This window comes from Desulfothermobacter acidiphilus, assembly GCF_052073645.1.
Lineage (GTDB): Bacteria > Bacillota > Desulfotomaculia > Desulfotomaculales > Ammonificaceae > Desulfothermobacter > Desulfothermobacter acidiphilus.
In genome coordinates this window covers 218,809-231,362 of sequence record NZ_CM125440.1, presented here as the reverse complement: position 1 = coordinate 231,362, position 12,554 = coordinate 218,809, and the positions used below count along the sequence as shown (strand labels likewise).

Below are 12,554 nucleotides of genomic sequence, written 5' to 3'. Positions count from 1 at the left end.
ATAGCAGCTGTATAGTTAAGCTAGGTTAATTAAACATTAAGCTAGTGTTAAGTCTAAATTAAGAGACAAGACAGTCAAAAAATCTTGTCTTCTCAACCCGTCCTTGATAAAATAAAGCCAAAACATGGAGGAGGATGCAGAGATGGCCGAAGATCTAAGCAAATTGCAGGAAGAGCTCACCCGGGTAGTGCAGGAAGAAGTCCGCAAGTATCTGGCCTCCCGCGGGGATAATAACCGGGGAAGCAGCCGCGAGGGCCTATGGTCCTGGCTCAATTCGGGTATGGATGCTAAATCGTTTCTCATAGGCGCGGTGGCCGGACTGGCCGTAGCCGCCCTTTGGCCCCAACTAAAGCCAGCCCTAAAAACGTGTACCCAGAAAGTTTCCGAAGGATTGAGCGAGCTCGGAAAACAAGTCAAGACGACTCTGGAAGAAACCAAGGAATCCCTCACCGATATAGTTGCCGAAGCGCAGTTTGAGCGCCTCAAAGGAGAGCTAGAACCCGAGGAAGGGGAATAAAAAAGTCATGGCGGACATCGAGCAATTGCGACAGACGCTGGAAGAGTTGAAACAAAAAGCCGTGCAGGCGGTAGACATGAGCGTTGAACTCCGCCAGGAAGACCCGCGCCTGCAGCAGGAGATTGCCCGATACTGGGAAGACGCCCTGGGAACCATTTGGTACTACCTTAAGGATCGGAGCAAACAAACCAAACAGAATTTGCTGGCAGGCATCCGTTTCCCGCCGCGACGCCCGGCCAAATAGTTATCTTAAGCCCAATATTAGCAATTGGAGTTCTGCGGTCTTGAGCCAGCAGAACTGATTTTTATGTCTGCGCGCCCCTCTATTAGCCCCAGAACTCGTAAAAACCAATGGCGATTAAAATCAGCCCTGACACCACACCGGCATATCGGCCCAGCCAGCGAGCCAGATAGTGATGCCCGAAGCTCACTGAGTAAGCAATAGATAGCAAGCTTAAAATAAACACCATAATCGCTGTGAACTCAACATTGATGCCGATCAGTCCGCCACCGAAAAGTAGCGTCCGGTATAGTGTGTAAAAAGGGTGGTTAGAAGCAGGAAGGGCCACCCTCCCTCTGGTAGATTGAAGAAGTGACACAACCAACACTACCAGGAGGGATTTAGGATGGCCCATTACCAGGTTACCGTAGATGGCGAGGTTCTGCAACAGTTGTTTTCCCGGGACGATGGTCTGGCCCGGTTGATGGAGCAAGTCTTAAATCAGATTCTCGAGGCTCAGGTTACAGAGCAGCTCAAAGCTAAACCATACGAGCGCACAGAGGAAAGACAAGCGTACCGCAACGGCCACCGGGAAAAGCCGCTTGTAACCCGGATCGGACGGCTTGTCCTGGAAGTGCCCCGGATCAGATCCGGCAAATTTTCTACGGAGATGTTTGAGCGTTACCAGCGGAGCGAGCAGGCATTGTTGCTGGCCCTGATGGAGATGGTGGTCAATGGAGTATCAACACGCAAGGTCAGGGCAGTGGTCGAGGAGCTATGCGGCACGGAATTTTCCAAGTCGACGGTATCTGAGCTCTGCAAACGACTTGACCCTTTGGTGAAGGCCTGGAATGAGCGAGATTTAAGCGAAAAGGAGTATCCCTTTATTCTGGTTGATGCTTTGGTCACAAAGGTGCGGAAAGGTGGGCGGGTGAGATCCCAGAGTGTGCTTATAGCTTGCGGGGTTAACCGGGATGGTTACCGGGAAGTTCTAGGGCTGATGATTGGGGACGGCGAATCTGAGGCTACCTGGTCTGAATTCTTCGACTGGTTAAAGAAGCGTGGGCTAAAGGGCGTTGACCTGGTGGTTTCGGACGACCACAAGGGGCTGGTAAACGCCATTATGATCCACTTTCAGGGGGCGAGTTGGCAGCGGTGCCAGACGCATTTTGTCCGCAACATTCTGGAAGCGTGTCCCAAGTCCTGGCAGAAGCAGCTTCATGCTCGCCTTAGACACATTTTTGAAGCGCCGGATATGGATACGGCAAGACTACTTCTGGAGGAGGTGGTGCAGGAGTTTGAGGCCGTAGCGCCTAGGGCAATAGAGAGACTTGAGGCTGGTTTTGAGGATGCCATGGCGGTTATGGCTTTGCCGGAGCCGGTTAGGCGGCGCTTGCGCACGACCAATGCCATGGAACGCCTGAACCGCGAAATTCGCCGGCGGGAGAGGGTAGTAGGAATTTTCCCCAATGAAGAAGCGGCGTTGAGACTGATTGGTGCGGTGCTCATGGAGATAGACGAGGAAAGGTCTACCGGCCACCGCTACCTGGACATGACGGAGTACTGGACATGGAGGCAGGAGCAAGAACGAACAGTTAAAGCCGAAACCAATAAGACCGGGAGAGGGGCGGCTTAACAAGGCTCTAATAAGCCTCAAAGGCTACCAGAGGGGATTTTACACACAAAATTGGACTTGACCCACCGAAACCACCAGCTAGGTTATTGATGGTAAGAGCCAGCGCCAACAGAAGGGCCTCACGGCCCTCAATCCTGCGCGAATCGTCTTGATCGGCGAGGGAAGGCTCACGCAAAATCTGCACTAAAAGACCCAGAGAACGAATACGCCATTCCAGCAACTTATTAGCCTTTGCTGGAGGGTCGGCCAGCGCTGGAGAATCCTCGTCAACCCCGCCAACCTCCCGCCACGATTCCCTTATCACCCATACCCCTACGGCCACCAAGATACCCGATCCTATCAGGTTAGCCAGCAACACGGGGACATACCGGGCGACTTCGCTTCCCAGGCACATAGAAACAACGGTGCCCGCCGTTGATACCAAGGCAATAATCAAATTCGAAGAAAAAGGGATGCCAATTCGCCTTATGCCGTAGCTTATACCCACGCCCACATTGTCCAGGTTCGAGGAAAGGGCTAATAGGAAAGCGGGCAAAAAAAACATGACAACTCCCCTCGCAACGCGAACACCTCTCTGCCCTTCAGCGCCGCTGCTCCCTCAAGCAGAGAGGTGTTCGCTAGCTCCTTTAATCCTGCTGCGCGGATCTAACTTTCCGCTCTGGCTTCGCTTACCAATCCCTGCCACTCGCTTTTTGCCCCGGCCGCTACTTTCTTGGCCTGATCTTGAACCGCCAGAACGCCGCGCACCGTCCACACTGCCGCCCGGCGCAAACCACGCCGAACCACCGGCAATGCCGCAGCGCCTACCACCGCTCCTATCACAGCGTACCCGACCGGACTGAGCAGACGAGCCACACTTTTCTCTAGCATCGTCTCTCCCCCCTTCTGCCTTTTTCTTAACATAGGGCTAGATTCGAGTGCAATTATACCATGGTTTGTCCTTCCTTCCAATAGCTTCTCGTAAACGCTATGCGTCAATAGTCTATTAAGCGGGCGGCCTTTTATGCCGGGTCTAACAGCCCAAAGCCAGGTGACCACACAGCGCAGCTAGGTTAGTGTAAAGTTACTGTAGGAATTTTGCAGGAGCTAAGGAAGGGGAGAAAGAAGAGAGACCTCACCGTCCTTGCAACGGACGAGTAGTTGCTTAAACAACCACTCAGGAGGGTGAGGTCTCTATGCAGATTATAAAGCAGATTTGGGAGAAGTTCCAGAGGGTAGCGGAGCTAACGTTGAAGGTTCTGGAGGAAGGGACCAACTTTTTAAGCTTCGAGGAGAAGCTCTGGCAGGAGCTTAATAACCTGGGACAGGAGGTTTTGAGGGAAGTTTTAGAGGCGAAAGACGCCTATCTTCGGGAGCACCGGGAAAAGCGGCCCGGCTGGCGGGTAGAGCGGCGAAACGATCCCAAAGAAGTACTTACCCTTTTCGGTCTGGTCAACTATAAGCGAACCTATTACCGGCACAAAGAGACTGGGGAGCGGGTGCACCTGATAGATCGGTTGGTAGGTTACGGGCCGCACGCACGGGTTGATCCTCTGGTTAAAGCACAAGCCTTAGAAGAAGCGGTAGATCTTTCCTACCGGAAGAGTGGCGAGAGGGTAGGGAGAGGCAATCGGGAGGTTGTGCTAAGCGGCGAAGCGGTGAAGAAGGTGATTCACAACTTTACACTGGAAGAACTGCCCGAGCCGCCTGGGGAGAAGCGCCGGGGGAAGGTTCTTTATGTGGAGGCGGATGAAGACCACGTAGCAGGTCAGGACGGGAAGAAGTACTTACCCCGGCTGGTTTACATCCACGAGGGGAAAGAGAAGGTGGGGAAAGACAGATACAGACTCAAGCGGCCTTATTACTTGGGAGGGCTTTACTCAGATACGGATGAGCTGTGGTTCGAGGTGTTGAGCTACATCGAGGAGCAGTACGAATTATCTTCTGTGGAGCGGATTTACCTCTGCGGTGACGGAGACAGGTGGATAAAGAAAGGGCTGGAGTTTCTACCGAGGAGCGTCTTTGTCTTAGATCTTTTTCACCTGGACAAGTACCTGGTGGCTGCTTTGGGGCGTGATAGTGATGGTTATAGAGAGATTTGGGCGGCCTTATGGGAGGGTGATGAGGTAAAGGTACAGGCGATTTTGCGGCGGGCGGGCAAAGCTGCGGCGAGTCCTGCGCGGAAGGAAGCGGTACGGGATTGCCGACGTTACATCCGGCGGAACTGGGAGGGGATAATGGCCTACCGGCTTTATCCCGGGGCGGAGTTGGGGGTAAGTGCGGAGGCGCACGTAAGTCATCTCTTCTCGGCACGGTTATCATCCCGACCGATGGCCTGGAGTGCTCGTGGGGTAGACCGGATGGCCCGGTTGCGGGTGGCGAAGGCGAATGGTGTTTCCTTGCGGGAGCAATATGTAGCCCGACGGAAGGAGGGCTTAAAGGCTTTAGAGATCGATAAGGCAGCTGTCGAGGAAGAGAGGCAGAGGCTAAGGAAAATATCGGGTGAGGTGTTCGATAATCTTCCCGCTCTACGGGGTCCGGTAACGTCATTAACCAGAGCCCTCAAAGCTTTGAGCCGGAACATCGATCTTCTTTGGTAGTTCGTCCTGGTCCGGGGACAGTGGGGCTCGAGACTCCTACAGTAGGTTGACACGATCCGCAGCTAGATGGAGTCTCTCATCTTGGTATAATATTGCGCAGAAGGAGAGGGAGCAATGCAAACACCACGGCACCTGGAAGGCAAAGTCGCTCTGGTAACCGGAGCCAGCAGAGGAATAGGCGCTGCCGTGGCCCAGGCCCTAGCCCAGCAGGGGGCCGCTGTAGCCATCAATTATCACCGCTCAGCCGCTCAGGCCGAAGAGGTGGCTCATCGCTGTCGGCGTTGGAATGTACCCGCAAGAGCCTTTGCTGCCGACGTAGCCAACCCAGAAGCAGTGCGTTGCCTCTTCGCAGCTGTTACCGCCGAACTCGGACCGGTCTCCATCCTGGTTAACAACGCTGGCACCGGTTTACACCGGCTACTCATAGACACCAGCAACGAGGAATGGGAAGTTCTGCTACGGGTCAACTTATCCGGTCCCTTTTACTGCTGCCGGGAAGCCCTTCCACACATGCTCCGCCAGCGTTGGGGCCGGATAGTCAACATCGCCTCGGTGTGGGGTGTTACCGGTGCCGCTTGCGAAGCCGCCTACGCCGCCACCAAAGGAGGGCTCATCGCTCTGACCCGATCCCTGGCCCGCGAAGTGGGAAGCGCTGGCATCACTGTCAACGCTTTGGCTCCTGGGCCCATCGAGACCGACCTTTTGCGCCACGAGCTCAGCCCCGAAGAGTTGGACTCCTTGGCCGCCAGCCTCCCGCCGGGGCGTCTGGGCCGACCGGAAGAGGTGGCGGCAGCCTGCGCTTTTTTGGCTTCTCCGGCTGCCGCCTTTATCAACGGCCAGGTGCTGGGATTGGACGGAGGCTGGCTACCTACCTAGCGACCGGAGTGGTTCCAGTAAAGTGGAAGTGGCAGGCCGCGCAGGGTGTAACCTTAACCGCCGAACCATGGCAACCAGCGCAGGCCGTTCCTTTTAGGTCTACCGGCTGCTGGGCAACGGCAACCGTCTGGTGACAAGTGAAGCAGTCTTCGTGCATGTTGGGGCGGGAATAAGGCAGGGTAGCAATGGTCTGGACTAGCTCCGGGCGCCAGTTATAGCCGTTGGACCATTCGGGCCGTTGAAAGAGATTACGTTCAGCGACTTTGAAATGGGTTACGCCGTAGTGACAGGCCAAGCAATCGACCCCAGCTCGGGCATGAATGGGGTGCGGATCACGCAGATCGCCGGGCATTGAAGGCACGCGCCGGCCGCTGTGGCAGCTCAGGCAAATCCCTCCATCCATGGGGCTCTTGAGGGCTATAGGCTGCTGCCAGGTGCCGGCCGCGTGGGCTTCGGCCATGGCCTGCAAATCTATGCGGGTGTGACAGCTATCGCAACGGATTTTGTTGTGCACGGAAAGCATCCAGGTAGAAATGTAAGGCCACATTTCGTGGCAATCAGCGCACTTAAAACTAGCTAACCGGTATTGATCCGCGGCCACTGCCTCAGGCGTCGTTTTTGGGGCGCAGGAACTGAGGATAGCGTTGACCGTCACGCCCAAAACAAAGAGGACCGCCACCGTGATGTAGGGCGAGGCGCCCTTCCAACTCGATTTCCCCACGTCAGCTACCTCCTCTCACGAAGCCCTCCCTTAAAGGTGAAAGCCGGGAACAGGCTCAAAGCGGCAGGGGAGAACCCTTCCCGCCAGGCAGCCAGATCCAGCGGCAGGGTCTTCCCCTCCACTTCGAGCGGATCGAGAAGTCCTTCGCTGCCTCCCGATCCTACCACTGCCTTGAGGTAACTCCCACAACAGGAATAAAGGTAGAGGCGATAGGGAGTTCCCTCCCAGGCCAGCAGTTCTTCTCCTTCGGGAGAGGAGTGTCCGCAAAAAGGGCAGCCCAGGCGGGGGTAGGGCCAGGCTGCCTCGCACAGGCTACAATAGAGGATTCTTCCTTCCTGTTCCTTGAGATGGGCCAGATGGGGATAGCGCCCGCAGACCGGGCAGTAACCCCGCTGCCAGTCTCGCACTTCTTCAGGGCGCAAAGCGGCACCGTAACCGCGTAAACCCAGCTTCAAAGCATGGTGAAAGATGAATCCGGCCACTTCCCGGTTTAAGTGATGGCGAGAGATAAAGTGAAGGAAGCGAAAATAGGCATTCTTGTCCTGCCGCACCAACCCGGGTAGAAATTCTTCCCAGGGAAGGCGCGAGCGTTGAATAGCCAGCTTCACCCTTGCTGATTCCTCGCGCCACTTCGGGCAATGCTCGGACACCGCCTCGGTGACCCGGGCCACCGTCTCCAACCACTCAGCCCTTGACCAGCAAGGAGGTTCAAGGAAAAGGAGGGGTGCCCCCTGCCTTCCCGATGGAGGTACCCCCTCGCGCTGGATAGTGGGCAGGGAAGACAAAGCCTGGTAAAGCTCTTCCATCTGCTCCCAATCCAAAACCTAAGCCTCCCTCGCCGCCAACCACAGCCCGGCAGCCAGCGGGGTCCAGGTAAGCAGGGATACCATCGCTGGCCGGGCCGCGCCGGGGAAACCCAGTTCGTCGAAGGGTACATCGCTCAAATAAAGCCAGGAAGTACCCCCGAACTCTTTCTCTCCGTAAACTTGATCTACATACCGTCCCGGCTGGTGGGCAATGCGATCCTTAGCCTCTTTGATTAGCGCGTCCCGCTCGCCGAATTGTAAAGCGCCACCCGGACAGGCCCTGACGCAAGCCGGCGCCTGCCCCTGCCCCAGGCGGTCGTAAGCGCCGCCGGGATCGAAGCAGAAGCGGCATTTCTGCATGATCACCGGCCCCTCCCCGCCGGTGCGGTAACGGGGCACCTGGAAGGGGCAAGCGTTAAAGCAGTAAAGACAGGCAATGCAACGGCTGGGGTCCTGGATCACCGGGCCCTCCGGGGTCTTGCGGAGAGCTCCAGCGAAACAGGCTTTCACGCAGGCTGGGTCCACACAGTGCATGCATTGCCGCTTAATAAAGCGCCAGATAGTCCGGTTACCTTGATCCCGCAGGTAATACTTGACCACCGTCCAGGTCTCCGCCGTGGTATCCCGCGGGGTAGCCCAGTCGTTGACGAAACCCTGCCGTTGGGCCGGCAAATCGTTCCATTGCTTGCAGGCTACCATGCAACTCCGGCAGCCGATGCACCGGGTAAGGTCCACCAAAACCGCTTTGGGCATAATTCTGCACCCCCTCCCCTACGCCTTCCGGACGTCGCATAGAAGCGCTTTGTATTCCGGAATGAAAGTGTTGGGATCTCCGAAGTAAGCGGTAACAGCATTGGCCGAGTCGCCCGGCGCCATGCCCTGGTAACCCCAGTGCCAGGGTATGGCCACCACTTCCAACTCTTTGCCTTCCACCTTTAGCGGCTTCAAGGTGGGAAGCACCGAAGCGCGCCCGTAAATTTTGCCGCGGGCCGTGAGCACCACCACCCGGTCGCCGGGCTTGATGCCTAGCCTAGATGCTAAGCCCGGCGAGAGCCCCACAAACATTTCCGGCATGAGCTCGGTAAGCCAGGGCGAGTTGCGCGTCACCACGCCGCTCTGGTAGTGCTCCACCAGGCGGTGAGTGGTCAGAATGTAAGGGTATTTCTTGGGCTCGCCTCGCCTACCTCCCTTGCCCTTGTAAATCTTAGCCAAGGGGTTGTTCTGCTGCTTGGACATGAGATTACGCACCGGGCTCTCGATGGGCTCGTAGTGTTCGGGTAGAGGACCGTCCTTGAGCGCCGCTGCCCGGGGGCCGTACTGAGCGCCGAAGAGCCGCCCCACCCCCTCGGGCACCATGATAAAGGGGTTCTGAGCCGATTTATCTGGTGGGATTTCCGCCCCCGTGGCCAGATCTTTGAAGCCAAAGTCGGGCACATCGTTGGTAACCCATTTACTGCCGTCCCAGTAAACGAGTGCCCGCTTAGGGTCCCAGGGACGCCCGGAAGGATCGCAGGAGCAGCGGTTGTACACGATGCGGCGGTTGGCCGGCCAGGCGAAGCTCCACTTGGGATAGAGCCCCAATCCGGTTTTGTCGGTGCGGTCGCGCCGTTTGGCCGCCACCACCCCGAGCTCTGGATCGGGGTACCAGTAACCGGTATAAACCCAGCAGCCGCAGGCAGTAGAGCCTTTATCGGTAAGTTTAGCAAAGCTAGCCAACGGCTTGCCAGTTCCCACCTCGTAACCATTTATCTCCAAAGCCACTTTGTTGATGTCCGGCTCCTCGGAACCGGGAGCGTCGTAGTCCCACACCATGTTCAGAATGGGATCGGGAAATCTGCCGCCGCTCCTGTACTCCTCCCGCACGGCTTTGAAGAGCCGATCCACAATCCAGAGGTCCGATTTGGCATCCCCCGGAGGCTTGACCGCTTCCCAGCGGTACTGAATCCAGCGACCGCTGTTGGCCACCGTGCCCTCCTTCTCGTAGGAGAAAGCGGCTGGCAGGAGAAAGACCTCGGTCTTAATTTTGCGAGGCACCGCCCCCGGACGCTTCCAGAAGGCTGCCGTCTCGGTCTCGAAAAGATCCACCACCACCAGCCAATCCAACTTCTCCAGAGCTCGGCGCTCGGCCTCAGCCGCCGGCCCCCCTACCGCTGGGTTCTGGCCCCAGGCGAAAAAGCCCTTGATCTTCCCTTCGGACATGGCTTGGAAAATAGCCATGTGGGAGTGATCCTTACCATCCAATTTGGGCAGCCACTGGTAACAGTATTCGTTCTCCGGCGTGGCCTTGGGCCCGAACCAGGCTTTGAGCTGGCTAATGAAAAACTTGGGGGTGTTGGACCAGAAGCTGGTCTTCGGAGTCTCCTTGGTCAGATAATCTTTCAGAGTGGGGTGTTTGGTAGCATCGGGGCAGCTGAGATAGCCTGGTAGAGTGTGGTATAACATCCCCATGTCGGTAGAGCCCTGCACGTTGGACTCACCACGCTGAGCGTTGACTCCCCCTCCGGCTATGCCTATGTTTCCCAGAATCAATTGCAACATGGCCACCGCCCGCACGTTCTGGCTGCCATAAGTGTGCTGGGTGATGCCCATAGCGTAGACAATATTACCCGCTTTATCCGGCCTTCCCGTGGAACAATAGAGCTCGCAAGCTTGCCGGTAAAGATCTTCCGGCGCGCCAGTAATGCGGCACACCGTGGCTACATCGTAGCGGGAAAGATAGCGCTTCAGCACCTGAAAGACACAATTGGGGTCTTGCAAAGTGGGATCGCGCTTGATCTTGTCCCCTTCCTTCTGGTACTGCCAGGTGGTGGTGTCGTAAACAAACTGCCCGTCCTTGGTAGTGGCTCCGGAAAAGAGCCCGTCCTGAATCTTAAAGTTGGGATCTACAAGAAGCGAAGCGTTGGTGTAATTGGCCACGTATTCGTGGAAGTAGAGGTTATGCTCCAGGGCGTAGTTAATAATCCCCAGCAAGAAAGCGATGTCCGTGCCCGGGCGAATCGGGACGTGCAAATCGGCCTGGGTCGCCGTTTTGGTGAAGCGCGGATCAACCACGATTAGTTTAGTGCCTCGCTCCGCTCTGCCCTTCATAATCCACTTCATCGCCTGGGGATGGTTCTCCGCCGGGTTGGCTCCTATCACCATCACCACATCGGAGTTCTTATAGTCGATGAAGTGGTTGGTCATGACACCCCTGCCGAATGTGTTGGCCAGACCGGCCACGGTAGTGGAGTGTCAGAGGCGAGCGTGGTGATCCAGGTTAATAATGCCTAGGCTGCGCCAGAATTTGTGGATTAGGTAGTTCTCTTCATTATCCAGCGAGGCGCTGCCCAGGTGGGCTATGGCCTGAGTGCGATTGACCGTCACGCCGCTGGCGTCTTTCTCTTCCAAAGTAGCATCGCGTACCGCCTTAATCCGCTTGGCTATCTCCTTCAGAGCCCAGTCCCAGGGTTTCTCCTCCCAATAAGTGGAGCCAGGAGCGCGGTAAAGCACCCGCGTTATCCGGTGAGGGTTGAGCTGCCGCCGGTAGCGCAGGTTGACTATGGTGTTGGCGTCCGAAAGGGCTATGCCCTTGGGACACATAGATCCCTCGTTGATAGGGTGATCTGGATCGCCCTCCATGTATATGATGCGGTCCCCCTCGCTGTAAACGATGAGCCCGCAACCACAACCGCAATAAGCGCAGATAGACCGCGTCTCTTTGGCCCGCTTTAGCTTGGGCAACACGGCATCCGCTTCCTGGGAAAAAGCCCGGTCCACCCCGCTCAGGCTGCCTAAGAGCCCCAGAGCAGCCGCGCCTAGCCCAGCATACCTGATAAACTCGCGGCGGCTGATTTTGCGCATCTGCGTCCCCCCTCCGCCACGTTCTTGTTGTTTCGTATATATTTCGACACAGATTTTGCTTTTCCTTCGAGGAGGGAACGAAAATTTAATCGCCAGCGAAGAGGTTATTAAGCATCTGCAAAAGGCTACTGAGATCCGCCGCGCGTTCTCCCCATTGAGAAGCCTCCGTCCGGAGGGAAAAGAGAGGCAATCCCCTGGCCTCCGCCTCCTCCAATAGCAGGCGGTTACCTTCGGTAGCTGGCACCAGGGGAAAGCCGGTATCGATCACCGCCCGAGCTCTTTCCCAATAGGGCCGGACCAACTCCAAAGCCTCTTTCCCAATGGGGCTAAAAGGAGGGAGGGCTAAGAGGCTCGCCCCCACACCCCGAGCCACGAAGGCGTCCACGTCGTTCTCCGGCAGCACCCCGCAGACCAGCCGGTACCCCCGCTTGGCCAGGACCCGCATCACCTTGGCCCCCTTACCCCCTCCCGCCACCACCAGTAGAAGGGGGCCTGCGGCCGGGAGGCGGAGCTCCACCGCCCCAGTCACCGGCTCGAACTCCCCGGCACCGGGCCCGTAAAGTTGAGAAACAACCTCCGCCGTCAGGAGCTCCTCCGGTAGACCCATCCCCAGTGCCTTGCCTTCGTGCACCAAAACCACGTAGGCCGCTCCCCTGAGAGCCAACTCTACCTCGTGCAAACTAAGGAAAACCGTAATCTCCTTCTCGCGGCAAAGGCGGAGGAGCAGAGACATGATCCCGGCGCGGTGCTGCAGATCCAGGTGCACCGTGGGCTCGTCCAGGATCATGATCTCCGGCTCCTGAGCCAGGGCCCGGGCGATGAGCACTTTCTGCTTTTCCCCGTCGCTCAAGTCGCCGTAAAGACGAGAAGCCAGTTCCTCCGCTCCCACCAGCCGCAGGCTTTCCCAGACCACCCGCTCATCCATTTGGGAAAGCTTTCCCAAAAGACCAGTGTGAGGGTGGCGCCCCAGGGACACCGCCTCGAAAACGGTCAAAAGTGCTGGCAGACGCCGATCGGTGAGCACCACCGCCAAAGCGCCGGCCCTCTCTTTAAGCGAGACCTTCTCCAGCCTCTCCCCTTTCAGATAAACCGCTCCCCCCAGGGGGGCCAAAAGTCCGGCCACCGTCTTGAGCAAGGTGGACTTGCCGGCTCCGTTAGGCCCCAGGAAGCAGATGAGCTCCCCTCTATGGGCCTTCAATTCCTCCACCAGCACCACCGTGCGGTGGCCGTAGCCCGCCGCCAACTCTCGACACTCCAGAACTTTCAAAACTCTCACCTTCTTCCCTTAAACACCTTAAAGAGCATTCAGGTGTTGTTTCGACCCTTGCTTTTCGTTAAAATGCCCTCTAGAAGGTTGCG

14 protein-coding genes are annotated in these 12,554 nt (G+C 57.0%); 5 read left to right on the top strand and 9 right to left on the bottom strand.

Annotated features, from left to right (window positions below):
* The first annotated feature begins 142 nt into the window (after window positions 1-142).
* Entirely contained in the window at window positions 143-517 is a 375-nt protein-coding gene (locus ACTLLP_RS01275; protein WP_441059997.1) for a hypothetical protein, read from the top strand.
* Between the two features lie 7 nt (window positions 518-524).
* Window positions 525-761, top strand: coding sequence for a hypothetical protein (locus ACTLLP_RS01270; RefSeq protein WP_441059995.1), 237 nt, complete (start codon window positions 525-527; stop codon window positions 759-761).
* A gap of 82 nt (window positions 762-843) precedes the next feature.
* Here the strand turns inward: ACTLLP_RS01270 and ACTLLP_RS01265 are convergent, their stop codons facing one another.
* A complete protein-coding gene (locus tag ACTLLP_RS01265) occupies window positions 844-1,116 on the bottom strand; it encodes an MntP/YtaF family protein (RefSeq protein ID WP_441059993.1) in 273 nt (90 codons plus the stop codon).
* A gap of 27 nt (window positions 1,117-1,143) precedes the next feature.
* On the opposite strand from ACTLLP_RS01265, the gene ACTLLP_RS01260 reads away from it, so the two are divergent.
* Complete coding sequence (locus ACTLLP_RS01260; protein ID WP_441057497.1) at window positions 1,144-2,373, top strand: IS256 family transposase; 1,230 nt, start codon at window positions 1,144-1,146, stop codon at window positions 2,371-2,373.
* Between the two features lie 7 nt (window positions 2,374-2,380).
* On the opposite strand, the gene ACTLLP_RS01255 is transcribed toward ACTLLP_RS01260, so the two are convergent.
* Together ACTLLP_RS01255 and ACTLLP_RS01250 are read right to left on the bottom strand one after the other, a co-directional pair.
* Window positions 2,381-2,917 (bottom strand): manganese efflux pump, encoded by a 537-nt coding sequence (locus ACTLLP_RS01255; RefSeq protein WP_441059991.1) that lies wholly within the window; start codon window positions 2,915-2,917, stop codon window positions 2,381-2,383.
* A gap of 101 nt (window positions 2,918-3,018) precedes the next feature.
* Window positions 3,019-3,243: a hypothetical protein gene (locus tag ACTLLP_RS01250; protein WP_441059989.1), complete on the bottom strand. Its 225-nt coding sequence runs from the start codon at window positions 3,241-3,243 to the stop codon at window positions 3,019-3,021.
* A gap of 305 nt (window positions 3,244-3,548) precedes the next feature.
* Here ACTLLP_RS01250 and ACTLLP_RS01245 point away from each other — a divergent pair, with 305 nt between their 5' ends.
* Window positions 3,549-4,952, top strand: a complete 1,404-nt coding sequence (locus ACTLLP_RS01245) for an ISLre2 family transposase (protein WP_441058089.1) — start codon at window positions 3,549-3,551, stop codon at window positions 4,950-4,952.
* Between the two features lie 114 nt (window positions 4,953-5,066).
* Window positions 5,067-5,828 (top strand): elongation factor P 5-aminopentanone reductase, encoded by a 762-nt coding sequence (gene ymfI / locus ACTLLP_RS01240; RefSeq protein ID WP_441059987.1) that lies wholly within the window; start codon window positions 5,067-5,069, stop codon window positions 5,826-5,828.
* Here ymfI and ACTLLP_RS01235 read toward each other — a convergent pair.
* The 6 genes from ACTLLP_RS01235 to ACTLLP_RS01215 form a co-directional block, all read right to left on the bottom strand.
* Window positions 5,821-6,549 carry a hypothetical protein gene (locus tag ACTLLP_RS01235; protein ID WP_441059985.1) on the bottom strand — a complete coding sequence of 243 codons (729 nt, stop codon included), beginning with the start codon at window positions 6,547-6,549 and terminating at the stop codon, window positions 5,821-5,823. The genes ymfI and ACTLLP_RS01235 overlap by 8 nt on opposite strands.
* A 5-nt stretch (window positions 6,550-6,554) precedes the next feature.
* Window positions 6,555-7,370: a formate dehydrogenase accessory protein FdhE gene (locus ACTLLP_RS01230; RefSeq protein ID WP_441059983.1), complete on the bottom strand. Its 816-nt coding sequence runs from the start codon at window positions 7,368-7,370 to the stop codon at window positions 6,555-6,557.
* Window positions 7,371-7,373: 3 nt separating this feature from the next.
* The gene (locus tag ACTLLP_RS01225; RefSeq protein WP_441059981.1) at window positions 7,374-8,108 is read right to left on the bottom strand and encodes a 4Fe-4S dicluster domain-containing protein; all 735 of its coding nucleotides are present in this window, start codon (window positions 8,106-8,108) and stop codon (window positions 7,374-7,376) included.
* Window positions 8,109-8,126: 18 nt separating this feature from the next.
* The gene (fdnG, locus tag ACTLLP_RS01220; RefSeq protein ID WP_502361640.1) at window positions 8,127-10,574 is read right to left on the bottom strand and encodes a formate dehydrogenase-N subunit alpha; all 2,448 of its coding nucleotides are present in this window, start codon (window positions 10,572-10,574) and stop codon (window positions 8,127-8,129) included.
* 12 nt (window positions 10,575-10,586) lie between these two features.
* Window positions 10,587-11,195, bottom strand: a complete 609-nt coding sequence (locus ACTLLP_RS10335; RefSeq protein WP_502361639.1) for a twin-arginine translocation signal domain-containing protein — start codon at window positions 11,193-11,195, stop codon at window positions 10,587-10,589.
* 85 nt (window positions 11,196-11,280) lie between these two features.
* Window positions 11,281-12,462, bottom strand: coding sequence for an ABC transporter ATP-binding protein (locus ACTLLP_RS01215; protein ID WP_441059977.1), 1,182 nt, complete (start codon window positions 12,460-12,462; stop codon window positions 11,281-11,283).
* Window positions 12,463-12,554 lie beyond the last annotated feature (92 nt).

Bases quoted from the DNA above. Each gene is read 5' to 3' on its own strand.
- ACTLLP_RS01225 (WP_441059981.1), bottom strand. From the start codon at position 8,108: ATGCCCAAAGCGGTTTTGGTGGACCTTACCCGGTGCATCGGCTGCCGG.
- ACTLLP_RS01245 (WP_441058089.1), top strand. From the start codon at position 3,549: ATGCAGATTATAAAGCAGATTTGGGAGAAGTTCCAGAGGGTAGCGGAG.
- ACTLLP_RS01275 (WP_441059997.1), top strand. From the start codon at position 143: ATGGCCGAAGATCTAAGCAAATTGCAGGAAGAGCTCACCCGGGTAGTG.
- ACTLLP_RS01270 (WP_441059995.1), top strand. From the start codon at position 525: ATGGCGGACATCGAGCAATTGCGACAGACGCTGGAAGAGTTGAAACAA.
- ACTLLP_RS01260 (WP_441057497.1), top strand. From the start codon at position 1,144: ATGGCCCATTACCAGGTTACCGTAGATGGCGAGGTTCTGCAACAGTTG.
- ymfI (WP_441059987.1), top strand. From the start codon at position 5,067: ATGCAAACACCACGGCACCTGGAAGGCAAAGTCGCTCTGGTAACCGGA.
- ACTLLP_RS01255 (WP_441059991.1), bottom strand. From the start codon at position 2,917: ATGTTTTTTTTGCCCGCTTTCCTATTAGCCCTTTCCTCGAACCTGGAC.
- ACTLLP_RS10335 (WP_502361639.1), bottom strand. From the start codon at position 11,195: ATGCGCAAAATCAGCCGCCGCGAGTTTATCAGGTATGCTGGGCTAGGC.
- ACTLLP_RS01250 (WP_441059989.1), bottom strand. From the start codon at position 3,243: ATGCTAGAGAAAAGTGTGGCTCGTCTGCTCAGTCCGGTCGGGTACGCT.